Origin of the sequence: Paenibacillus sp. FSL H8-0332 (assembly GCF_037963835.1) — a bacterium.
Lineage (GTDB): Bacteria > Bacillota > Bacilli > Paenibacillales > Paenibacillaceae > Paenibacillus_AQ > Paenibacillus_AQ rhizoplanae.
Genome location: NZ_CP150145.1, coordinates 4,152,178 through 4,174,735, shown reverse-complemented (window position 1 = coordinate 4,174,735; position 22,558 = coordinate 4,152,178). Strand labels below are relative to the sequence as shown.

Sequence of the window (22,558 nt, the reverse complement as noted above, 5' to 3'; positions counted from 1 at the left end):
CTATCTAGCTTATTCGTATATATTCTATGCTTCATTATGCCTCTGAATTTACGGGTTGTCTTGAATAAGAATGTACCCGTTAATATGGTGCAGGAACTGTCGGATGCATTCCCTGCGTAGCTGTTACTCTGATGGGGAGGAAAGGGAGGGACACGATGAACCTGCTGGAAGATATGAATGCTGCACTCTTCTACATTGAAGAGCATCTGGACGACGAGATCGATGTAAAAGTGGCTGCGGGCTACGCGTTATGCTCGGAGTATCATTTTACACGGATGTTCTCCTTCCTGGCCGGTATCCCGCTCTCGGAATATATCCGCCGCAGACGTCTTACGCTGGCTGCCTTCAAGCTGCAGGGAAGCCAGCACCGGATTATTGATGTTGCCTTGGAGTACGGATACACTTCGCCGGATGCATTCACAAAAGCCTTTCAGCAGCTTCATGGCGTAACGCCTTCAGAAGCAAGAACGGCAGGGACACCCCTGAAGGCCTTTCCTCGAATGACCTTTCAGTTAACCATTAGAGGAGGCAATGAAATGAATTACCGCATTGAGGAGAAAGAGGCCTTTCGGATCGTTGGACTTAAGAAAAGGGTAGCCATCCAGTTCAGCGGGGTGAACCCGGAGATCGCTGCCATGTGGCAGAGTCTGAGTATGGAGATGATAGGGGAGCTGAAGGGGCTGTCGAATATCATTCCGGCCGGGATGATCGGCGCATCCGTGAATTTCCCGGAAGGACGGATGGATGAACGCGGGGAGCTGGATCATTATATTGGTGTTGCCACCACGCTGGAAGCTCCGCTATCCTATGCCCAGCTTGAGGTTCCTGCGTCCACGTGGGCTGTATTCGAAGCAGTGGGGCCGTTCCCGGACACACTTCAGAATATCTGGGGCCGGATCTACTCCGAATGGTTCCCCTCTTCCAATTACGAGCAGGTCGAAGGGCCGGAGCTTCTGTGGAATGAAAGCAAGGATACCAGTTCGCCAACTTTTAAAAGTGAAATATGGATTCCGGTGCGGGAAGCAAAGCGCCCTTAACGGTGCAGGTATCCATCCAGAGCAGCACGGTCTCCAATCAGAATGAATAGTGCCTCCTACAATCGGGTAATGGTAGTCTAGTATAACTAACTAGGAGGCATACTTCATGGAGTGGACTTTGGAAGATGTGGAAGAGACGAGCAGGCTACATCCTGAGTCGTTTTTTATTCCTGCAAGACAGGAGCGGGAAGCGCAGGGCACGGGGAGAATGGTGCGGCTGCACTTCATGCTGGCCCATCCGGCTGAAGGGCAGCCGCGTGCGGAGCGGATGTGGGTGGAGATCACCGGGAGAGATCCGGTTACCGGGCGGTACACAGGCGTTTTGACCAATACACCCGGGGTGATCCAGTCGCTGCAGCTCGGAGATCCGGTCGAATTCGAACCCAGACATATCGCGCAGACCATCCTTCGAAAAGGAGACCCTGCATGGGTCGAAGCCGGAGAGAAGGCGGCTATGGTCACCAGGCAATGCCTGACGTCAGGCAGCGGTGTACGCTGGATGTACCGGGAGGCCGCTACCCGTGAAGAAGACAGCGGCTGGCGGCTGTTCACCGGAGAAGAAGATAACGCTTATCTGAGCGACCCGAAGAATACGGCCATCATGAATGTGTATGATCTGATTGACCGGGACCCGAGCTTGCTGGAGCCTTTTAAAGGAGTTGTGGGTACAGCGTTTGAACGGAGCGGACCGGACGCCGATTGGGTAGAGGTGAAGAATTGGCGGTGAGCATGATATACTAGGCTGGCGGACACAGGTGACTGTGGCCCCGGCTTTTTTGAAATATAGAATTTATATGTTTCATGCTATACATAACAGGTAATTAGCTGAGAGGAAGGATTAGATTGATTGAATTACAGGCTAGTGAGTATAGTAGGATCGAGCATCTTCTACCGCATAGAGAAGGAGAGTTCATCTTTGTATTTGTTCATGGGGTGATAGATCTTAATCAGCCAGGCAGAATATTTGTGAATAAGCTAGATCAGCCGACGGCTGGGCTTGTCACAAGCCGAGGAGGGAAATATTATCTGTTCGGGCAGGAAGATGATGAGCAGTTCAATCGAAGCTTGCTTGATTTTTTAGCCAATCCGGCCAATCACGCGAATTTCTATGATTTGTACTTCTCCTCCAGTCAATGGCTTGCGCTGCTGAAAGAACCGTTGAAAGACAACACAGTGGAGCTCAGTAGAACACATTATAAGATGGACAGCAATGCTAACGCTCCTGCTGACATCCAGGAAGACTCTGGAGAATTTATTTTAACTAGAATTGATGAGCAGTTGTTTGGACGCTACATTCAGGAGATGGACGATAGTTACCGATTACTGTGGACTTCGGCTGAGACCTACCTGGACAGGGCCTTTGGTTATTGTTATTTGAATGAGAGCGGATTTGTAAGCGCGTGCAACACTTTTTATGTGGGTGGCGGCTATATTGAACCGGATATCATCACACACAAGGATTACCGCAATCAAGGGTTGGCGTTCAGACTGTGTCAAGAATTCATAACGCTTGGCCGTCAGCGGCAGCTAACAACATATTGGGATTGTGATACCGGCAATACTGGCTCCAATCATCTGGCCGCTAAGTTAGGTCTGGTGAAGGTAGGCGAAGTCCCTATTCTGTGGTGGCATGAGAGTAAGGAGGTCATTGCGAAATATTTAGCCACCTACAACTATAGTACGTAAGGAACGAGGAGGCAGACAACTCATGGGAGGAACGAATGTATGGGATGCGGAGTGGGAGGTTAACGAAGAGCAGGCGCGGACGCTGATCAGCAGACAGTTCCCTCAACTGTCATCGAAGCGAGTGAAGCGATTGGGCTGGGGCTGGGACAATACGGTTTTTCTTATCGGTGACGAGTACGTGTTCCGGTTTCCAAGAAGAACGTTTGCAGTTGGCGCGATTCGTATGGAAGGGAAGCTGCTGCCGAAGCTTGCGGCATATTTGACCATCCCCTATCCGAAACCGTTGTTTTATGGCGAAGCAAGTGACGAATACCCGGCACCATTTCTTGGCTATGCCCACGTGCCAGGAGATTTCCCAATTGGTTTGACGGAAGAACGCCGGGCTTTATCGGCAGAGACGCTGGCGAAATTCTTGCGGAGATTGCATGAGTTTCCGGTGCAGGAGGCGCTGAAGTGCGGAGTTCAGCAAGATCATCGAAGCTTGACGGACATAGCATCGCGCAAAGTGAAAATGGAGGGCTTTCTATCGAAGGTGGCTGAACATTTGTCGCCGGAGGAGTCCGGTGTGATCAAAGCGTATATGAGCAAGCTGCAAAAGGACCGTGTCGAGGCGGTGAATGCACTGCTACATGGCGATCTTCATTTCAAAAATATGCTTGTGAATGAGAACGGGATCGTTTCCGGCATCATTGATTGGGGCGATCTGAGCGTAGGCCATCCGGCTTGCGATTTGAGCGTTGCTTATAGCTTTTTACCACCTTACGCCCGCGGCGTGTTTTTCGAAACGTACGGAGGAGCGGACGAAGAAACGAAGCTGCTGGCGCGGCTGATCGCGGTATACATCCCCATGCTGATCTTAATGCAAGCGGTCGATGACGGGAATGAAGCGATTGCGGCAGAGGCGAAATCCAACATCATGCGGGCACTGTCGGATTAGGATCATTATTTCGTTGCGGCTAGAATTTAACATAGCCTTTTGAAAATACACATTGTGGAGGTTACCAACCTGAGGCACATATATTACTTGCTGCTGGCCGTACTGCTCATAGCTGGCTGTAGCACGAATAAGGATGCGCAACCCGTTCCGGAGCAGCCGGAGGTATTGGGAGAGATGCCTGAAGACATGCCTGCTGATTTCGATTTTCTCGTCCGGTACGGGTATGGGGAGGTCACCAAGAATGAGATCAATACGTATCAGGATACCGTGGTAAAAGATCTGATCGTGAACGGAACGGCCACAGCGGATATTACGTTGACCGAAGATGAAATGCGCAGCATCTATGATAGGATGAGAGGCATCCGTATTATGGGGAAGCTGGAGCTTGTGCCCCTTAAGCAAAGCTGTGCGGTGGTCCCTTACCAGGAAGACAGCTGGAGGATCACGGTGAACGGGTTCACACGTAATTGGTCCTGGTCTGGCGAGAATTGTGAACTTACGGAAGATGCAAAGCAGTTGCTGGAGCTGCGGACCTACATCGCGGAGATCGCAGCCGGTAAAGAAGAGTACCAGGCATTGCCCGAAGCTGAAGGCGGCTATGATTAAGGAGAACTGCATATTGAGGTACGACTGCAAGCGTACTCCGCAAGTCCGATCCCAAGGGATCGGATTTTTGGTTTAATGGGATAGGGAAACAGCAACCGGACAGAGTAGAAGGAGGTTTAAATTCAGTTTAAATATGTCGGTTACTATCCTTATAGATTCAGCAATCAAGGAGGAATAAAGCATGAAGCAGACACAATCAGCAGGGCAGGGCGGCAGCTATGCCATTGAGGCGCAAGGATTGGTCAAAATCTACGGGAGCAACCGGGCCGTGGATGGTGTAGATCTCAAAGTAGGCACAGGAATGATCTATGGGGTGCTGGGTCCCAATGGTGCCGGGAAGACAACCGTAATTCGCATGCTGGCGACCCTACTTCGGCCTGACGCAGGTTCGGCGCGTATCTTCGGACATGATGTGGCAAAAGAACCGCAGATCGTGCGTCAGTTAATCGGAGTGACGGGTCAATATGCGTCAGTGGATGAGTCGCTTAGCGCGACTGAGAATCTGATCATCTTCTCCAGGCTGCATGGCCTGGGGCGTGCGGAGTCTCGCAGCAAGGCCTCTGACCTGCTGGAGGAATTCGGCTTGACGGAAGCAGCGAAGCGCCCTTTGAAGAATTTCTCCGGCGGGATGCGCCGGCGGCTGGATCTGGCGGCCAGTCTAATTGCGCAGCCTCCGCTCATTTTCCTGGATGAGCCGACAACGGGGCTTGATCCCCGGACGCGCAATCAGATGTGGGAGACGATCCGCAAGCTGGTGAATACGGGATCAACGGTCCTGCTGACGACCCAATATCTTGAAGAAGCGGATCAACTGGCGGACCGGATTGCCGTGATTGATACCGGTAAGGTGGTCGCAGAGGGAACAGTTGATGAACTCAAAAGCTCGGTTGGCAACTCCTCGCTTCACCTGAAGGTGGTCCATCCGCAGCAGTTACTGAAGGCGCGGCAGATTGTGGAGCAGGTGCTTCAGGTACGCTCTAACCTGTCGGCAGAAGCAGCCAAAATTATCGCACCGATGGGGAACGTGGACCGGGTAACCGATCTGCTGATCGCACTTCGTGAAGCAAGCATACCGCTGCTTGAGATGAGTGTGCAGAAGCCAACGCTGGATGAAGTATTCCTGACCCTAACCGGTCATGGCGTCAAGGAAGATGCGGGGCTTGTCCCGGATAGTACACAGAAGAAGGAGGGGTATTAGCATGAGTACTTTAATTAAGCCGGGTGTAGACCGTAAATTAAAAAACCATACCAGCTTCGGCCAAGTGGTACGTAATTCCTTTACGATGGCCTACAGAGGACTGCTCAAGATCCGGCGTACACCGGAGCAATTGTTTGACGTCACGTTTCAGCCGATTATTTTCACCTTGATGTTCACTTATATTTTCGGCGGGGCGATTGCCGGTGATGTGGCAAGTTATCTGCCGGTAATCATTCCGGGAATCTTGGTGCAGACCGTAATCACGACCTCTGTCGTCACCGGTGTTCAGCTGCGGGAGGATATGGAGAAAGGGGTGTTCGACCGCTTCAAATCGCTGCCGATTGCCCGGATTGCCCCTCTCGCAGGAGCATTGTTAGCAGATACGATACGCTACACGATTGCTACAGTACTCACCTTCGTAATGGGTTACATCATGGGCTTGCGGCCGGAAGGCGGCATCGGAGGGGTAGCCCTGGCAGCGGTTCTGGTCATCGGATGCTCCTGGGCCATCAGCTGGATCTTTGCCTTTTTCGGTGTGATCGCCCGCACGGCTTCCAGTGTACAGGGGATTTCAATGATCGTGTTATTCCCGCTAACCTTCCTCTCGAATGCCTTCGTGCCGGTTGATACGATGCCGAAATGGCTTCAGTGGTTCGTGAATAACAATCCGATCTCGCATCTGGTCACTGCTGTCCGTGAACTGGTCAACCATGGAACGGTAGGCAGTGATCTGGTCTACTCCCTGATCGGAGCCGCTGTGATTGTGGCGGTCTTCGCTCCAATTACCGTGCGTGCGTATATGCGGCGGACGTAAATCTGGTTCACTAAGACGTCAACGAATGCAGGGATGCATCGGTTGGCGTTTTTTTGTATGCGAAAAACCGAATACAATGTGACCAATCACGGTAAGGAACCTTGAATCCATTCTGCAAGGGATAGCTCATAGTCAATAAAAGTCTGTAATTCACCATGCTGAACTGTCCAGGCATTCTTTGGCACTGCTATTTTCCGGAAGCCGACTTTCTCATACACATGCTGTGCTCTGGTGTTCTTAAGATTCGTATCCAGTATGATCTTGTGAAACCCCTGTGCTTCAAACAAATAACGGATCAGCATTCCTAAGCATCGTGTGCCTGCCGCTTTGTTTTGTTGGTTGAAATCACAGATTTTGATACCAATCTCCGCCACATGTTCAGAAACCGCACTGTAGCTCATTTCTCCAGCAGGAGTACCATCGATTTCCAGAATCAGACGTCCTTTCCGTTCAGAGTCTGTCCCGGTCTGCAATTGGGTTAACACCTCTTGTTCAGTGATTCCTAAGCCCTTAGGAAATCCGGCATGCGCCATGACTGCTCCATCGTTCCACCAGCTGCATAACAGCTCTGCATCGGCCACAGTTGCATCCCGGATAACCAAGTTTCCTTGTTCAATATACACTTTGTACACCTCCATGACTCTAGATCAGCACAGCTTCATCGTAGCATGCCATGATTTCCACGAGAATGGAGAGTATTGTTTTATACAAATTGTATTAGGTTTAAGAGTATTAGCAGCGATAGATTCAGCAACAGCCCCAATATAGAGAATTTGTTCCGCTTAACAATTCCAAGCATACTGATGCAAACAGCGAACAGCAGAAGAAATGGACTCCTGTCAAGAAAGTAGACAGCAACTACATCGTTTTTCGCTTAAATGTGGCTGCAAACTGAACCGGAGAAACGTAACCGAGCGCCCCATGGATTCGTTTGCGGTTGTAGAAAAATTCAATGTACTGGAAAATGGCATCATACGCCTGTTGCTTCGTTTTAAATCGATTCCAGTACACCAACTCTTTTTTTAAGAGGCTGTGAAAAGATTCGATACAGGCGTTATCATAACAGTTCCCTTTGCGGCTCATGCTTGCGGTCATCTGGTACGTCTTTAGGCGTTCCCGGTAGTCTTCAGAGGCGTACTGGGAGCCTCGATCCGAATGGTGAATTAAGCCCTTCCCGGGGCGTTTGGCCTTGTAGGCAGCGTCCAGAGCGCCTTGTACGAGGTCAGTGGTCATCCGGTCGCTAAGCCGCCAGCCGACAATCTCCCGGGTACACAGGTCCAGCACACTCGCCAAGTACATTCGTCCTTCCCGGCAGGGAATGTAGGTGATATCCGCCACCCACGTCTGGTTCGGCTTTTCCGTGTGAAATTGCTGGTTTAACAGGTTGGGGGCAATGGGTAACGGATGGTTGGAGTCGGTGGTGCATACGCGAAATCTCTTTGCGACACAAGAGCGCAGACCCCGTTCTTTCATATACTTGCCTACAGTGCGTTCACTGACCTGGTGCCCTTCACGCTCTAGGAGAACCTTGATTTTGGGGCTGCCATAGCGACCCTTAGAGTCATGAAAATGATAGGCAATCCGCTTCAGCAACAAGGCTTTGCGGCTGGCTTGAGGGCTGGGCTTTGCTGTTCTCCATTTGTAGTACCCGCTCCGGGACACCTGAAAGACATTGCACATCTTCTCCACGCGGAACTCGGAGCGATGATCTTCAATAAACTGAAATCTCAGTTCTTTGGATTGCTGAAGATGTGCACGGCTTTTTTTAGGATTGCCATCTCCTCTGTCAGCTCTGCGAGTTGTTGCTCCGGCTCCTTCAGTTGACGTTCCAGCTCTCTGTATTTGTCTGGAGTAACGATGGGCTCATTCTCAAACTGCCGGTACTGTCCTAGCCATTTATGCAACGTTTTGGCGGGGACATCCAGTTCCAGGGCCAGTTCCGCCACCGTTTTCGTCTGCTCCTGGATGTACTTGACGGTCTGTCTTTTGTATTCTTCATTGTAGCTTCTCCGTGTTCCACTCATGGGGACACCTCCTCGTTAAACTTATTATCTCTATTCTCTTAACGGGTGTCCACGGTTAACACTAACAGCAAAAGTATACCAGGTACAGGGAAAAGTCGGCGTAGAGGGCCAAGACCTTCGACCCTGCATCATTTAAGAGAGCACCATCATACAGATTCTTGTACATTCTGTTAGCATAAATTAATACACTGGTGATACAAACGGAGGATATTAACACAGGAATAGCAGTTAGACCTCTTGTCTTTTTCTCATTTCTACCTGCTGTAACGGACCATACTCCATAGATGACAAATCCCGCAAGCAGGTAGATCAAGTACATCTGATAGAACATCAGCCCTTCCTCCCGGTCCCCGGTTCCTCCGCCATCTGGTCCTGAAGCATATAATAATATGTTTGTTATAACCAGAATGAAATTCAGGAGTGCGTATTTAACTGAGCTTATTCCTATTCCCTTTATTTCTACCATCCTTACCTCCCCTAACTTGGGTTACTCTCCCGTTATTCATTGCCACTTTTTTGATATCAACTAGATTATTTGCATACCCTCTAATCAATATAATATATGCTATCACATACTTCCTCCCCCTTTAGGCAAATTAATACTATACCTATTGACCAAGGGGAGAATCTGGTGAAAAGAAAACTTCAAGTTATGACTACGCTGCTAATTATCGCGCTTATTATCAACGGGCTTGCAACGGCTCCATGTACCGCAGCAGAACCGCCATCACAGTTACAGAATCCGCAAACTGACTCCAGGGAGCTACAGCTGCAAGACATGCTTGTGCTGCAATTGCTGCCCTATATGAATGATCGGCTGAACGGCTTCCGTGGCTTTGACTTTCAGATTACACTGAGAGCCTTCCCTACAGTGGGACCGCATATCAGTGTGGGAGAGGATTTGTTCACTTATAGAATCTCACCTTCGCAAGTTGAGCTTGTAGAGTATAAGCATATAAAGGGACCGGAGGTACACGATTTTCCGCCAAATGACCTGGACATGAGGAGAAAGAGTAAATGAAGGCACTTTTTTCAGAAACCTTCTGGAGTTGTGGCGCGTTAGCCTTTATAATATGACGAGAATATAGAATAAAGGAAAAGGTGTAACTTCATGAGCATATTAAATGTAGAAAAGCTTAGTCACGGCTTCGGCGACCGGGCCATCTTCACGGATGTCTCCTTCCGTCTGCTGAAGGGCGAGCATATCGGCCTGATCGGCGCCAATGGTGAGGGGAAATCGACCTTCATGAACATCATTACCGGTAAGCTGCAGCCGGACGAAGGCAAGGTGGAGTGGGCGAAGCGGATGCGCGCCGGTTATCTGGATCAGCATGCAGTGCTTCAGCAAGGGCAATCTATCCGGGATGTGCTGCGCGGGGCCTTCCAATATCTGTTCGATATGGAACAAGAGATGAACGACATGTACGGCAAGATGGGGGATGTGACCCCTGAGGAGCTGGAGCAGCTGCTGGAGGATGTCGGAACGATTCAGGACATGCTGACCAGCCAGGATTTCTATATGATCGATGCCAAAATCGATGAAACCGCCCGCGGGCTAGGTCTGACCGACATCGGTCTGGACAAGGATGTTAACGATCTCAGCGGCGGTCAGCGGACCAAGGTCTTGCTGGCAAAGCTGCTGCTGGAGAAGCCGGATATTCTGCTGCTGGATGAGCCTACGAACTATCTGGATGAACAGCATATTAACTGGCTGAAGCGTTATTTGCTCGATTATGAGAATGCCTTCATTCTGATCTCGCATGACATTCCGTTCCTGAATAGTGTGATCAACCTGATCTACCATATGGAGAACCAGTCGCTGTCGCGTTACGTCGGCGATTATGAGTATTTCCAGCAGGTGTACGAAGCGAAGAAGTCGCAGCTGGAATCCGCGTTCAAGCGCCAGCAGCAGGAGATTTCCGAACTGAAGGACTTCGTGGCCCGCAACAAGGCCAGTGTAGCAACCCGCAATATGGCGATGTCCCGGCAGAAGAAGCTGGATAAGATGGAAGTCATCGAGATTGCCAAGGAGAAGCCGAAGCCGCAGTTCAACTTCAAGCAGGGGCGGACCTCCGGCAAAATGGTTGTTGAGACCAAAGATCTGGTCATCGGGTATGATTCCCCCTTGTCGCGTCCGCTGGATCTCAGTATGGAACGGGGTCAGAAGATTGCCCTCGTCGGTGCGAACGGTATCGGTAAAACCACGCTGCTGCGCAGTATCCTCGGCCAGATTCAGCCGATTTCGGGTACAGCCAGACTTGGCGATCTGCTTGAGATCGGGTATTTCGAGCAGGAAATGAAGGAATCGAATTACAACACCTGTATTGAGGAGATCTGGAACGAATTCCCGTCCTACTCCCAATTCGAGATTCGGGCAGCGCTGGCGAAATGCGGCCTGACCACCAAGCATATTGAGAGTAAAATTGCTGTCCTCAGCGGCGGAGAGAAGGCCAAGGTACGTCTCTGCAAGCTGATTAACCGCGAGAGCAATCTGCTGGTACTCGATGAGCCTACCAACCATCTTGACGTAGATGCGAAGGAAGAGCTGCAGCGTGCGCTCAAAGCGTATAAAGGCAGTATCCTGCTGATCTCCCACGAGCCTGAATTTTACCGCGATATCGTGACCGATACCTGGAACTGCGAATCATGGACGACCAAAGTCTTCTAGAAAACCGGCAATAACGCCGGTGTAGAGCTTGACCCGTAGGAGGAGAACTTTGCGAAAAGTGACTCTTACGGGTCATTTACATAAGAGTGGAGTAAGAACGCAGGGGGATCCTATGAACGTAGTGAATGAGGAGACAGTCGTGAAGCCATCCAAACGCAGTCTGGTCAATATCATTATTGACGGCATTTCTGGTATTTTTCTTCCCATAGTTAATATATTGAGTGCGGCAGGAATCATGAAGGGGCTGCTCGCAGGTGCGGTTGCACTGGAGCTCATCAGCAAGACCGAAGGCACCTATACGGTGCTGAATGCGATGGCGGACAGCCTGTTCCATTACCTTCCGCTGCTTCTGGCGTTTACGGCAGCCCGTAAATTCGGGGCCAATCCTTTTACGGCGGTCGTTATAGGCGGGGTTATGCTATATCCCAGTCTGACTACACTATTTGCGAACAACGAAATCATTGAGTTTATGGGCATGAGCATCAAGCCGGTGAATTATCCTGCAAGCGCTATTCCCATCATCCTGGCGGTAGGCCTGCTGGTCTATGTCGAGCGATTCTGTGTCAAAATATTGCCGGAAGTCATCCGCGGCTTCTTCACCCCGCTGATCTCAGTGGTCGTGGTATCGTCGGTGACGCTGCTGGTATTCGGACCGATGGGGGCGCTGGCCGGGGATGCCCTGGCAGACGGATACCGTACAGTGTATAATCTCAGTTCAGTCGGCGCCGGTATGGTGCTTGGGGCGATCATTCAGCCGATGGTGATCTTCGGACTGCACTGGAGTCTGGTGCCGCTGGCGATCAACAACATCAGCACAGGCGGTTCTGATACTATCCTCGCGCTGATGGGTCCTGCTGCCTTTGCCCAGGCGGGAGCCGCGCTGGCAGTATTCATCAAAGCCAAAGACAAGCAGTTCCGTACCCTAAGCCTGTCTGCATCGATATCGGCCTTGTTCGGGGTCACCGAGCCTGCCATGTTCGGAGTGAATCTGCCTTTGCGTAAGCCGATGGTCATCGTCTGCATTGCTGGCTCTATCGGCGGGGGAATGGTTGGAGCGTTTGGTTCCTCTGCGATCTCGTTTGCTTTTCCGGGGCTGGCTACGCTGCCTGCTTATCTGGGGGACGGGTTCGGCGGCTTCCTGATCGCATGTACCACCGGGTTCCTGATTGCCCTGATTGCCACGTTGTGCGTGAAACTTGGACCGGAGCCAGTCGTCGAACCACTTGCCAAGTCCTAGCTAAGGGGGATTACACATGAGAGCGATTAGAAGAACCAAAACGGTGGAAGGGACTTCCATTCCCGGAATCATCCATAACGGAGGAAGTTACTTCTATATTAATGTAGATGTGTACGAAGACGGCATGGTCAACTGCTGGGAGCTTACAGATCTTAAGGGCTTATCCGGCAAAATAAATTCAGGCTGGTTAACGCCGGCAGTCCCCTCCGGGAAGCAGCTGTCCATTCATGGACTGGGTGCGTATACGGTAGAGTCGGCGAAGTGGACTTACAACGCTGCAAGCTATTACCAGCATATTCAGGAAACAGTGAGTCTGCTGAATCCGGACCATACGAATATCTATGAGATTTCGGACCGGGAGCAGGAGCAGAGTGAAGCGCGCCGGATTGCGCTTTCACCTTCCTCTACGGAATTCTATGTCAACAGCGAAATGTTCTACCAGACGACGGAGGGCAAAAGCGTCCATCTGTTCATGAAGAATAGCGGCGCAGTATACCTGGTCGATGTTGTGATATACAAGGACGGAAAGGTAGCGGTCTATAACCTGCCTGCTGAAGCAGAATATACGTTGGAGGAACTGGACGCGCTTTTTGCAGATAAGACCTTCTTCACGACAATGGATACACCTGTTAAGGTGCAGATTCTGCATTTGGGCGAGGTTACATTAGGCGAATCCCTATACTCTGCTGATGCGGAAGAGAAGCTCAAAGAGCTGCACAACCTCCACAAGCAGTTAAATGGCGAGCAAACGGCGCACGAAGCGTGCCGGGCTGCCTATTACGCTTATCTGGAGAATCCGGGTGATTACTACCGGGAGCAGCTTCGAATCAAATATGAGCTTGTGCCGGAGCATGAACGGATGTACCTGGGCGATATGGATACGAAGGATTGGGATTACCAGCGAATTCTGTATCATCCTGAACAGACACGTGAAGTGTGAACGGGGCAGGATTTTCTACGCGTTGGATGCTATACTACTATAAGTGATGAAGTGAAGAGATAGAGGGTGGCAGGATGGAGACAATCAGCTTTCATTATGGACGGCATATTTCCAAGGTGGCGCGGGCCTTATATTTCCACTCGTGGAAGTCTATACTGTCCATTGGAGTTCAAGCGGTATTTATAGCGGTGTGCATGATTCTCTATACTCAGAACCAGTCGGTCATTCTGCTCGGCATATCGATTACGCTGGTTCTGACCATGGGAATGTCAATCGTGATGCGAACCTTGCTTTTACCGAAGATATTGTCGGCAGATACAAGGTACAATAAGGAATTTGAATATCTTTTCGATGCAGAGGGGATCAATTTCAGTCCGGAGAAGGACGCGTCCGTCATGACATGGGGCTCCTTCACCCGGGTATGGGAGAACCAGAGCTACTATCTGCTGTTCAATGGGCCACAGGAGTATTGGTTCGTTGCGAAGCAATCGTTCGAGGATGCTGCACAGGAGCATAAATTCAGAGCGTATGTGTCAGATCACCGCAAGATTGTCAGTGGCGTGATTTGGTGACAAAAAAGAAGGACATGCTACCCGCGCATGTCCTTTTCTGTATCCGGGAGCGGATGACTAGACGCAGCTATACCCGCCAAAAGCTTGTGCAATCCGCCTTGTCGGCAATGTTGTACTCGATTAACTGTCTTAGCAGGCCGTAATCCACCGGATTCGTCCATTTCATGCGGATCAGCAGCTTGGTGTGATCTACTCCGCCTTGCTTCAGGAGCTCTTCGAAATAATCCATGCCTGCTTTTTCCGGGGCGACAGCCATATGCCCTTTGGCTACACTGAAGCCGATAATGTATGTTCCGTGATCGGTGAACATCGGCTGATTCCAGCCAATTCTCGGTTCGAGCTGCGGGAACTCCTGCAACACCCAGGCGAGTACTTCCTCCACTGTTGCCTGATGGACCGGATTATCGATCTTCGCCAGATACTCTGCAAACACATCCATGGTTCGTCCTCCTGATCTATGTCAGCCCTTATGCCATCCATAATATCTTGTAGCTACAGGATAGTCAAAAATTTTAATGATTAAATTTATAATTTCGCATCTTTGGCAGGTGCCATTGCACCTAGGCTCCACAATTACTATTTGCAAGGTTCAGAACTCTTGGGAAATGATATAATAGTCATGAATGGAGCTGATGCCGATGGATTTACTGGACCCGAGGGTAGATTTTGTTTTCAAAAGGATATTTGGCAGCGAGAATAACAAGGATGTGTTGTAGAACACTATTTTATTGGAGTAAGCGTTATGCAAGTCAACTCAATGAGGGCGAGAAGTATATGGAGTTGAAGGAATGCGTGACAATAAATATATTGAACTATTTGTTTTTGAAAAACGATCAGTATCATAATGTGTTTCATCTGCGGGAGGGGTTCTGATACATCACAATGGGAGGTGCTGAAGATGAATGAGCCGGGTTTGGAAAAAGCGATGGACACTCTGCAATATCTAAGTCAGGATTCAGAGGCCAGACGGTTGTATGAAGCCAGACAGAAGTATTTACACGATGAAGCCTCTATGCTGGGCAGTGCAGAGTTGGCTGGAATTAAAAAAGTGGCTAAAAATATGCTTGATATGGATATCGATATAGCAAACGATTGTAAAAGCCACGGGATTAACGGAGCAAGAGATCAATGCTTTGCAAAAATAGAAATTACGGGAGTGTCCAGTGGGCGGATGCTCCCTTTTCTTATTCCTGCTGCCCCGTGCCCCTCCCTTCCTCATTCCAGCATTTCCCTGTATGATAGAAGAAGCTAGTTGTTCTTCAGGATAAATGAGGAGGGGGTAAGGGATGGAAAAGGTGATCGTGTTCAAAGGTAAGCGTCCTGCTGAATTGCTGGCGACCATAGGCTTGGTTGTCGCGATGTTAATTTGGATTCGCTTGATCCTTCGGTTCGACACACCTACTCTGCTGAAGCATATCTTGGTCTATCTCGTCATAGGGATCTTAATCGTCCATATAGGAGTTATGATCTATCGTCTACTGACCTTTAACCGGGGGTTCAACATAGAAATAAGGCCGGAAGCTCTGCAGATCAAGGATATAGAGATTGAAGCCTCTACTATTAAGCGGATTTACATCAAAGGCTACTTCATGCCCGTGATCGCAGTTAAGCCCAGAGCCTATCTGCTGGTTACTTATAAATACTGTTTTCGCTTCCCCGAGCAGGAAGATCAAGGGATAAAGGTGCTAACGGAATGGGCGGAGCGGCACCAGATCGAAGTGGTACATAAGAAATTTGTTAGGTGGATCTAAGTAACCAAGGTAATACACGACAGGAGGAGCTGATCAAATGAAAGTCACCGGATTCAGTCACATCACACTCCAGGTACGCGATCTTAAGACATCTCTGGAGTTTTATCATGGTATTCTGGGGATGAACGTTAGACATCATGGCCGAATAGATGCTTATTTGGAGTGGGGCAGCGCCTGGGTATGTCTGGTGGAACGGACGGAAGCCGGGCAGCAGCCGAGCGGATTCGCCGGGATGGACCACGTAGCTTTTTATATCGCAGAGGATGATTTCGAGGAAGCCGTAGCTATTTTAAACAAACATCATATAGAGTTCGTCAGAGGACCTGTTCAGCGGGGAACCGGCTGGTCGGTGAATTTCCTGGACCCGGATGGGATTCAACTGGAGCTGCATACTTCCACTCTGGATGAACGGATGCAGGTCTGGCGTTAGGCGGAGTACAGTCAACATAATAATCAGAAACGGGGATGCGGGATGAACAAACCTTTTCATGAAATGCTGACGTCGGAAAATGAGCTTAGAGAGCTTCTGGGCTATCCGAGTGAAGTGGTGAAGCGCAAATCGATCCATCAGCTGGATCATCACTGCCGAGATTATATAGCGATGTCCCCTCTATTATTCCTGTCTACGGCAGATGAACACGGCTCATGCGATGTCTCTCCGCGCGGGGATGCGCCCGGTTCGGTGCTGGTGCTGGATGAAGGGCATTTGGTCATTCCTGAACGTCCGGGGAACCGCAGATTGGACTCTTTGCTGAATATCCTGGCTAATCCGCATATCGGTCTGATTTTTATTATCCCGGGGCTTGAAGAGACCCTGCGGGTTAACGGGCAAGCCTATATCATTAAGGATGAGCCTATCCTGGATCGAATGCGAGCCAGAGGCAAGCGGCCTGCGCTGGGGATCGGGGTGAAGGTGGAGGAATGTTATATGCATTGTGCCAAGGCCTTCAAAAGATCGCAGGTCTGGGACTCCGGCACCTGGCCTGCTGAAGCCTTGCTCCCGTCTGCTCCGGCCATCATCGCCGCTCATGTGAATGCAGCGGAGTTCACGGAAGAAGTGGTGCGGCGAGGTATAGAAGAGAGCTACGAGAAGCGGCTGTATTAAGAAGGGGAGTGAATAGCGGGGATGGATACAGAGAAGCTGATACGGATTTTTGACAGGCAGGCCACGGACTATGACCGTAAAAGAGAAGATCCGAAGCAGCGGCGCTGGCGCCAGAAGCTAATCGGTTCTGCGAAGGGTGAGGTGCTGGAGCTTGCCGTCGGAGCCGGGGCGAACTTCCCGTTCTATCCTCAAGGCGTCAAGATCACGGCTGCGGACTTCAGCGGAGCCATGGTCGAGAAGGCCAGACGGGCCGCCGGACAGTACCGCCTGGAAGCCGATTGTATATGTGCAGATATCGAAGACATGAGCTTTTCCGCGCATTCGTTCGATACGATTGTCTCCACGCTATCCTTATGCAGTTATAAGAATCCGCTGAACCTCCTGGTGAAGCTGAACCGCTGGTGTAAGCCGGATGGCACCATCCTCCTCTTGGAGCATGGACTCGGTTCTAACCTAATGGTCACTTCGCTGCAACGGGCGCTGAATCCGCTGTTCTATCGTATATACGGGTGCCACCAGACCCGGGATATTCTCGGACTGGTCCGCGAGTCGGGGATGCAGATCCGCAGAACAGAGAGCTATTCGCTGAATATGGTACATTTGATCTGGGCGGGACCTGAGGAACAACAACTATGATCTGAAGGGTAAGAGATCACGTACCTGATACGAGGGCAAGACCGTAGGCATTAGTAAGATATTTGAGGTTCGGGCCGGGCGCAAGGGGGAAGGGGAACGGATGAAGAAGAAATGGAAGATCATTTTATTTAGCTTTATTGGGGCTATTGTCCTTTTAGTCGTGTTAGGAGCATTATACGTCAATAACGTTGGATATAATAATGTGAAACACATGTATCGTTTAGAATCAACCGGTAAATCTGTTATTCGGATAGATAGCGATATGCCTGGCCGAGAGCGCTACCTTACGAAAGAAGAGGGTGATCCACAGGAACTGTTAAAGTCACGCATGGAACGAGAAGGGTGGAGGTATACTCAACAGGAGGGATCGGGTTATTTTTTTAAGAAAGACGGTAGGGAAGAAATAGTCACTACGCAGCAATGGAATCATTTTTATATTATATATAGTTTGAATGCTGGAATTGCGAACCTTGAGGACTAGACAAGAAAACAACGCCCCTACTTTGTAAAGGGGGCGTTGTTTCACGTTGTGCTTAGTTACCAGTGTTACTAGCTTTGTCCATTTCGTATCCATATACTGTATAGCCAGGCGTTACAAGAGAAGAGCATGATATGATTGCTTGGTTATCGGGACTTGATCGGAGTACAATTGATAGTATTCTGAGCTTTATTAAGTCTGAGTAAAATGTGAGGGGAATGCGAAATGGATAGTATTATTTTTGATCTGGACGGTACGTTATGGGACCCGACGGAGACCGTAGTGAGTGGATGGAATCAAGTGATTAGCAGCTATAAGGGAGCAGCCAAAGAGGTAACCATAGACAATTTACAAGGGATTATGGGTCTGCCGGTGCCGGAGGTTGGCCGGAAGCTGTTTCCTGATGCAGATGAGGATACCCGGCAGAAGATTATGGATGAATGTTGTGATATGGAGTGTCTCGTTCTGTCACAGCAAGGCGGAAGTTTGTATGCTCGGGTGGAAGAGGTGCTTCAGGCATTATCGGCTAAATATAAGCTGTTCATCGTAAGCAACTGCCAGGCGGGGTACATCGAGGCTTTTTATGAGTATCATGGGTTGCAGAAGTATTTCACAGACTACGAGAATCCGGGGAGAACCGGACTATCTAAGGGAGAGAACATCAGGCTGGTCATGGACCGCAATCATCTGATGAGTCCTGTCTATGTGGGCGATATCGAAGGGGATAGGAAGGCGGCAGGGTTCGCAGGGATTCCTTTTGTATACGCGAGTTATGGATTCGGCGAAGTGAGCAGTTATGATTATGTGATCGACCGGCTGGACGGGCTGCTGGAATTGTTCTGAAGCGGCCCTTGGATAAAGGTGGATCTCTTCTTGCAAAAGCTGGAGTTGTCTTACAGCCATTTCATGGCTTTGAAGACAACTCCTTATTCAATTCCGGCGATAATGCGGCGGATACGCAGGGGATAGCGTACCAGTGGTACGGTTGGATCAGACGGCTGTCCAGCCCCCGTCCACATACAGCGTCTGGCCTGTCGTGTAGCTGGAAGCATCCGAGGCGAAATAGAGGACAGCGCCGTTCAATTCATCGGGGTTGCCGGGACGTCCCATGGGGCATAGCGTATTATACTGCTCCAGGAAATGGTCCTGATAGAGCGCGCGTGTCATCCCGCTGGGGAACAGGCTCGGTCCGATCGCATTCACCGTGATTCCGTAAGGAGCGAGGGTCGCGCCCATGCCGCGTGTCAGATTCACGACTGCGCCTTTGGAGGCATTATAGGCATGCAGGGCGGCCAGCTTGCTGCCCTTCACACCGCAGATGGAAGCAAGGTTGATAATGCGGCCCGCCTTGCGTTCCTTCATGGCCGGGATCACAGCTTTGGACATGAGATAAATACTCTTCACATTGGTATCCATCACCCGGTCCCATTCCGCTTCCGCCAATTCCTCGACAGAGCCTGCGGAGGCGACACCGGCATTATTCACCAGGATATCTAGCCGTCCGAAATGCTCCAGAATGCTTGCTACCGCAGATTCAATCTCTATTCCGCGGGTTACGTCACATTGGAGCGGAAGCACCCGGCGGCCCTGGGTTTCAATCTGTTGCCGCGCCGATTCCAGCTTGTCCACTCTTACATCCAGCAGGGCAACGTCCGCGCCTTGCCCGGCCAGAGCTTGAGCCAATTCTGCGCCTATCCCCCCGGCTGCTCCTGTCACCACCGCTACTTTTCCGCTTAAATCAAATGGATTTCTCACTGGCACACCTCCACTAATTCCACCAATCCCAGCGTAAGTTGGAGTAAGGAAGGAACTGTACAGGATCTACAGCAGTCAGGACCTCACCGCGTTCAAGGACGGTATTGCTGACTGTGTAGATGCCGCCCAGCATACGAACGACTTCCAGCTCGGCCCAAGGATCATGCGGAGAGTCATGCAGGTGAATCTCTACTTCTGCCGCTGTGCGCACGCTGACATCCATAGAGGCTGTCTGCCGGATCAGCAGAGGTCCAAGATCGAAGCCGCGGCCATCCGGAGACTTGGAATACTTCATATTGAAGACAGGCAGTCCGTCACCATAATGCTCGGTAATGATGCGCTGCCCGTCTCCGGCATTCATTTTACCGCTAAGCGCAGCCTCTACGTGGAAGAATTCAGTGCCCCGCCGGGAGACGCTGCCTGCTATATGCTGATCCTCCTTCTGGAGACTGATGTCGGCCATCTTCTTCGGGAAGCCATAAATCTCACGCCCCAGGCCCATCGCAATATCATCGCTGATCGGCATGGACAGGCAGTAGGTACCCGGTTGCCCATTGTACGATGCCAGAACGAAGACCGCAGCTTCCCGGTAAGGCTCGCAGAAGCTGGTGCGGGGATAGTTGGCTACAAAAGCGTGCACAAGCGGCCTTGGACCCGGCGTAAGCGGGGCGGGCAGGATTCTGCGGATCACTTGGGGCGAAGTCTCCCAATAGACGGTTAGTGTCTCGGCATTATAGAAGGTCGTAGGGGTATTGATTCTTTTGGTAATCTCATTCACATCTTTTACGAAGCTGCTCATCGGAATCTCCTCCTGTGTTATAGGGTCACGAATAATGTAACATGACTATTCCAGTGATTATATATATGGAAAATATAAAAATAAATGGGAATCTTGTGCGCGGCGCACTATAATAATCAAGGGGGTGAGAGCGATGAGTGTTACATTTGAACAGATTAGCAGACATTTTACGGAGCAAGCCGTACATATCCAGTGGAACAAAGCATTAACCACAGCGTATTCAGATACGATGCTGATTACGAAGAGCCTGACGCATTTTACACCTGAATATATCTATGTGGGCTACCGGTCCGGATTACCGGATCACGCAGAAGGGTTGGAGCAGGCCAGCCTGATGCTGATTAATGATACTGTGGAGCCAGCGTCAGGCGAACATCAGCAGATGTATAGCAGACAGAACCGTATGGAATTCGGGGCAGAGGAAGATGTATTCGAGCTCTATAATCGGACCCGGGAGCTGTTTCTGGAAGAGGCTGAACGGGAGCAGGCCAAGGGCAGAATGCTTGAGGCCTGTGTCGCCGGCAAAGGACTGGATGTAATAGTCTGTGCTGCGGCGGAGCTGATGGGCAATCCGGTCATTATCATCGATGTAAGCTATAAGGTTCTGGCTTCTTCGGATTGTAGCGGGATTACCGATCTCATCTGGAGCGATAATCTGCACAAAGGCTATTGCTCCTATGATTTCATAGCTGCCGTCCACCAACTGAAGAGTGTACAGAACAGCATAGAGTCGCTGGAGGCTTACGAAGTGGAATGTAGCGGAAGCCAGGTGACCAAGCTGGTCGCCAAGATTAGGATCGGCAGCAAGCCTGTCGGGAATGTAATTGTACTGGGCGACACACGCCCTATTGAGCCGAGGGATCGTGAGTTGGCGGGTTTTACGGCCGGGCTGGTGGCAGCGGAGCTGGCGAAGAACAGCTTTTACCGGAATTCGAGCCAGGCGGAATACGAAGAGCTGATCTATGGATTGCTGGAGAATGAGGAGAACGGACCGGTACTTATTCAGGAGAGCCTGCGGAGCGGTATGCATCTGCCCAAGGGCAGATTGTCCGTTCTGGTGCTGGATCTTGCGGGGTATGATGCTTCAGCTTCCGGCAAACACACTGGTTATTTAAGAGATCAGCTGCACCTGCATTTCAGGGAGGAGCGGCTGATCTTTTACCATGAGTATATGGTGGGGGTAAGTGAAGGTGAGACTGTATCGTCCAGGTCAAGAGAGTATGACCCAAGCTTGCGGGAATTTCTCGTCAGCCATCAGATCCGCCTGGGGATCAGCCGGGAATTCACCGACCTCACGGACTGCCGCAAATATTATCTGCAAGCGCTCAAGGCGCTGGAGATCGGGCGGATCGTCTGGCCTGCGGAGCCGCGTATCTTGTATGCAGATGTGCAGCTGTATGACCTGTTATCTCCGCATGCGCAGCATGATTCCCGGGATGTCAGCCATCCGGCGCTAACGGTCCTCCGTGAATTCGATGAGAAGCATCATGCGGACCTGTACCATACTCTCTATTCCTATTTGAAGAACAACCAGCAGCTGCAAAAGACCGCCGATGAACTATTCGTCCACCGCAACACCCTGCGGTACCGCTTACGCCAGATCGACGAATTGATTCAGCTTGATTTACGCCAGATCGATCATGTCCTGAGGCTGTATATGTCCTATCAAATGACGGATTATCTGGAAAAGCTGAGGGCGGCGGGAGCAATATGCAATGCTGATTGATGATTGTGAAGCAAAATTAACTCCGCATCAGCTTCATACACACCTGAGGCTCTTCCTCCACTTCTCTGCAAGGCTCACACAGCTCAAACCCAAACTTTCGCACCGTTGCCATCGAAGCAGCGTTCTGCGGATGAGTCAGGATATAGATGCAATCCACATCAAGCTGTGTGAAGCACGTATCGAGAAGAATGGGCAGGGCCTCTGACATATAACCTTGCCCCCAATAGTCCTTCCAGATGTCATAACCGATCTCCACCTGCTTCCGCTCTGCGTCCCAATAATGATAGCCGCAGGTGCCAATGAAGGAACCGGTCTCCCGGTCAAACATCCCATAGCGGTGATGGCCTTTGCCTTCAGGCTGGGCGTAATGTTCAATGATCTCTATCGCTTCATTATAATCGCAGGGCGGCTCACTGAAGTATCTGCACATGTCCGGGTCCGAGAATTGTTTGTAGACCGCAGTGATGTCGGACTGATTCAGTAGGCGGAAGTGGAGACGGTTGGTTGTAAAAGGTTCAGATAAGTTCATTCAGTTCGCTCCTGTCCGTAAAATACCGATTTAATGGTTTCATGCAATCATTATCCTGTA

27 protein-coding genes and 1 pseudogene are annotated in these 22,558 nt (G+C 50.5%); 20 read left to right on the top strand and 8 right to left on the bottom strand.

Annotated elements, in window-relative coordinates; genetic code table 11:
* Positions 1 to 155 precede the first annotated feature (155 nt).
* The 7 genes from NST43_RS18220 to NST43_RS18190 all read left to right on the top strand — a co-directional run bounded on the left by NST43_RS18220 (position 156) and on the right by NST43_RS18190 (position 6,278).
* Positions 156 to 1,037 carry an AraC family transcriptional regulator gene (locus tag NST43_RS18220; RefSeq protein ID WP_339218505.1) on the top strand — a complete coding sequence of 294 codons (882 nt, stop codon included), beginning with the start codon at positions 156 to 158 and terminating at the stop codon, positions 1,035 to 1,037.
* A gap of 106 nt (positions 1,038 to 1,143) precedes the next feature.
* Positions 1,144 to 1,764: a DUF2185 domain-containing protein gene (locus tag NST43_RS18215; RefSeq protein WP_339218503.1), complete on the top strand. Its 621-nt coding sequence runs from the start codon at positions 1,144 to 1,146 to the stop codon at positions 1,762 to 1,764.
* A 116-nt stretch (positions 1,765 to 1,880) separates the two neighbouring features.
* On the top strand, positions 1,881 to 2,723 hold the full coding sequence (locus NST43_RS18210; RefSeq protein WP_339218502.1) for a GNAT family N-acetyltransferase: 843 nt from the start codon (positions 1,881 to 1,883) through the stop codon (positions 2,721 to 2,723).
* Between the two features lie 22 nt (positions 2,724 to 2,745).
* Entirely contained in the window at positions 2,746 to 3,660 is a 915-nt protein-coding gene (locus NST43_RS18205; RefSeq protein WP_339218500.1) for a phosphotransferase, read from the top strand.
* A gap of 87 nt (positions 3,661 to 3,747) precedes the next feature.
* Complete coding sequence (locus NST43_RS18200) at positions 3,748 to 4,266, top strand: hypothetical protein (protein WP_339218498.1); 519 nt, start codon at positions 3,748 to 3,750, stop codon at positions 4,264 to 4,266.
* Between the two features lie 181 nt (positions 4,267 to 4,447).
* Positions 4,448 to 5,464 (top strand): ATP-binding cassette domain-containing protein, encoded by a 1,017-nt coding sequence (locus NST43_RS18195; RefSeq protein ID WP_339218497.1) that lies wholly within the window; start codon positions 4,448 to 4,450, stop codon positions 5,462 to 5,464.
* A gap of 1 nt (position 5,465) precedes the next feature.
* Entirely contained in the window at positions 5,466 to 6,278 is an 813-nt protein-coding gene (locus NST43_RS18190) for an ABC transporter permease (RefSeq protein ID WP_339218496.1), read from the top strand.
* A gap of 86 nt (positions 6,279 to 6,364) precedes the next feature.
* Here NST43_RS18190 and NST43_RS18185 read toward each other — a convergent pair whose 3' ends face one another.
* The 4 genes from NST43_RS18185 to NST43_RS18170 form a co-directional block, all read right to left on the bottom strand.
* Complete coding sequence (locus NST43_RS18185) at positions 6,365 to 6,901, bottom strand: GNAT family protein (RefSeq protein ID WP_339218495.1); 537 nt, start codon at positions 6,899 to 6,901, stop codon at positions 6,365 to 6,367.
* Positions 6,902 to 7,136: 235 nt separating this feature from the next.
* Positions 7,137 to 7,994 (bottom strand): IS3 family transposase, encoded by an 858-nt coding sequence (locus tag NST43_RS18180; RefSeq protein WP_339225461.1) that lies wholly within the window; start codon positions 7,992 to 7,994, stop codon positions 7,137 to 7,139.
* Between the two features lie 11 nt (positions 7,995 to 8,005).
* Positions 8,006 to 8,302, bottom strand: coding sequence for a transposase (locus NST43_RS18175; RefSeq protein WP_339218493.1), 297 nt, complete (start codon positions 8,300 to 8,302; stop codon positions 8,006 to 8,008).
* Positions 8,303 to 8,363: 61 nt separating this feature from the next.
* Complete coding sequence (locus tag NST43_RS18170; RefSeq protein ID WP_339218491.1) at positions 8,364 to 8,768, bottom strand: hypothetical protein; 405 nt, start codon at positions 8,766 to 8,768, stop codon at positions 8,364 to 8,366.
* A 165-nt stretch (positions 8,769 to 8,933) separates the two neighbouring features.
* Here NST43_RS18170 and NST43_RS18165 point away from each other — a divergent pair, with 165 nt between their 5' ends.
* The 5 genes from NST43_RS18165 (at position 8,934) to NST43_RS18145 (ending at position 13,719) form a co-directional block, all read left to right on the top strand.
* The gene (locus tag NST43_RS18165; RefSeq protein WP_339218490.1) at positions 8,934 to 9,323 is read left to right on the top strand and encodes a DUF3888 domain-containing protein; all 390 of its coding nucleotides are present in this window, start codon (positions 8,934 to 8,936) and stop codon (positions 9,321 to 9,323) included.
* A gap of 90 nt (positions 9,324 to 9,413) precedes the next feature.
* Positions 9,414 to 10,970 carry an ABC-F family ATP-binding cassette domain-containing protein gene (locus NST43_RS18160; protein ID WP_209992595.1) on the top strand — a complete coding sequence of 519 codons (1,557 nt, stop codon included), beginning with the start codon at positions 9,414 to 9,416 and terminating at the stop codon, positions 10,968 to 10,970.
* A 112-nt stretch (positions 10,971 to 11,082) separates the two neighbouring features.
* Positions 11,083 to 12,207, top strand: a complete 1,125-nt coding sequence (locus NST43_RS18155; RefSeq protein WP_339218487.1) for a PTS transporter subunit EIIC — start codon at positions 11,083 to 11,085, stop codon at positions 12,205 to 12,207.
* A gap of 16 nt (positions 12,208 to 12,223) precedes the next feature.
* Positions 12,224 to 13,147 carry a hypothetical protein gene (locus NST43_RS18150; RefSeq protein WP_339218486.1) on the top strand — a complete coding sequence of 308 codons (924 nt, stop codon included), beginning with the start codon at positions 12,224 to 12,226 and terminating at the stop codon, positions 13,145 to 13,147.
* A gap of 74 nt (positions 13,148 to 13,221) precedes the next feature.
* Entirely contained in the window at positions 13,222 to 13,719 is a 498-nt protein-coding gene (locus NST43_RS18145) for a YcxB family protein (RefSeq protein WP_209992592.1), read from the top strand.
* A 67-nt stretch (positions 13,720 to 13,786) separates the two neighbouring features.
* Here NST43_RS18145 and NST43_RS18140 read toward each other — a convergent pair whose 3' ends face one another.
* A complete protein-coding gene (locus NST43_RS18140) occupies positions 13,787 to 14,158 on the bottom strand; it encodes an iron chaperone (protein ID WP_339218483.1) in 372 nt (123 codons plus the stop codon).
* A 184-nt stretch (positions 14,159 to 14,342) separates the two neighbouring features.
* Here NST43_RS18140 and NST43_RS18135 point away from each other — a divergent pair.
* The 7 genes and pseudogenes from NST43_RS18135 to NST43_RS18105 all read left to right on the top strand — a co-directional run bounded on the left by NST43_RS18135 (position 14,343) and on the right by NST43_RS18105 (position 18,532).
* Positions 14,343 to 14,864 (top strand): annotated as a pseudogene (locus NST43_RS18135) (PD-(D/E)XK nuclease family transposase).
* Between the two features lie 141 nt (positions 14,865 to 15,005).
* Positions 15,006 to 15,470 carry a hypothetical protein gene (locus NST43_RS18130; RefSeq protein ID WP_339218481.1) on the top strand — a complete coding sequence of 155 codons (465 nt, stop codon included), beginning with the start codon at positions 15,006 to 15,008 and terminating at the stop codon, positions 15,468 to 15,470.
* A 37-nt stretch (positions 15,471 to 15,507) separates the two neighbouring features.
* Positions 15,508 to 15,900 (top strand): VOC family protein, encoded by a 393-nt coding sequence (locus NST43_RS18125; protein ID WP_339218479.1) that lies wholly within the window; start codon positions 15,508 to 15,510, stop codon positions 15,898 to 15,900.
* Positions 15,901 to 15,942: 42 nt separating this feature from the next.
* The gene (locus NST43_RS18120; RefSeq protein WP_076086074.1) at positions 15,943 to 16,575 is read left to right on the top strand and encodes a pyridoxamine 5'-phosphate oxidase family protein; all 633 of its coding nucleotides are present in this window, start codon (positions 15,943 to 15,945) and stop codon (positions 16,573 to 16,575) included.
* 21 nt (positions 16,576 to 16,596) lie between these two features.
* Positions 16,597 to 17,211, top strand: coding sequence for a class I SAM-dependent methyltransferase (locus NST43_RS18115; RefSeq protein WP_339218476.1), 615 nt, complete (start codon positions 16,597 to 16,599; stop codon positions 17,209 to 17,211).
* A gap of 100 nt (positions 17,212 to 17,311) precedes the next feature.
* Positions 17,312 to 17,692, top strand: a complete 381-nt coding sequence (locus NST43_RS18110) for a hypothetical protein (protein ID WP_209992588.1) — start codon at positions 17,312 to 17,314, stop codon at positions 17,690 to 17,692.
* 222 nt (positions 17,693 to 17,914) lie between these two features.
* Positions 17,915 to 18,532, top strand: a complete 618-nt coding sequence (locus NST43_RS18105) for an HAD family hydrolase (protein WP_339218474.1) — start codon at positions 17,915 to 17,917, stop codon at positions 18,530 to 18,532.
* A 147-nt stretch (positions 18,533 to 18,679) separates the two neighbouring features.
* Here NST43_RS18105 and NST43_RS18100 read toward each other — a convergent pair whose 3' ends face one another.
* Together NST43_RS18100 and NST43_RS18095 are read right to left on the bottom strand one after the other, a co-directional pair.
* Positions 18,680 to 19,444: a glucose 1-dehydrogenase gene (locus NST43_RS18100; RefSeq protein WP_339218473.1), complete on the bottom strand. Its 765-nt coding sequence runs from the start codon at positions 19,442 to 19,444 to the stop codon at positions 18,680 to 18,682.
* Between the two features lie 13 nt (positions 19,445 to 19,457).
* Positions 19,458 to 20,243 carry an acetoacetate decarboxylase family protein gene (locus NST43_RS18095; RefSeq protein WP_339218471.1) on the bottom strand — a complete coding sequence of 262 codons (786 nt, stop codon included), beginning with the start codon at positions 20,241 to 20,243 and terminating at the stop codon, positions 19,458 to 19,460.
* A 133-nt stretch (positions 20,244 to 20,376) separates the two neighbouring features.
* On the opposite strand from NST43_RS18095, the gene NST43_RS18090 reads away from it, so the two are divergent.
* Positions 20,377 to 21,969, top strand: a complete 1,593-nt coding sequence (locus NST43_RS18090; RefSeq protein ID WP_339218469.1) for a helix-turn-helix domain-containing protein — start codon at positions 20,377 to 20,379, stop codon at positions 21,967 to 21,969.
* Between the two features lie 16 nt (positions 21,970 to 21,985).
* Here NST43_RS18090 and NST43_RS18085 read toward each other — a convergent pair whose 3' ends face one another.
* Positions 21,986 to 22,498, bottom strand: a complete 513-nt coding sequence (locus NST43_RS18085; protein ID WP_339218467.1) for a GNAT family N-acetyltransferase — start codon at positions 22,496 to 22,498, stop codon at positions 21,986 to 21,988.
* Between the last annotated feature and the right edge of the window lie 60 nt (positions 22,499 to 22,558).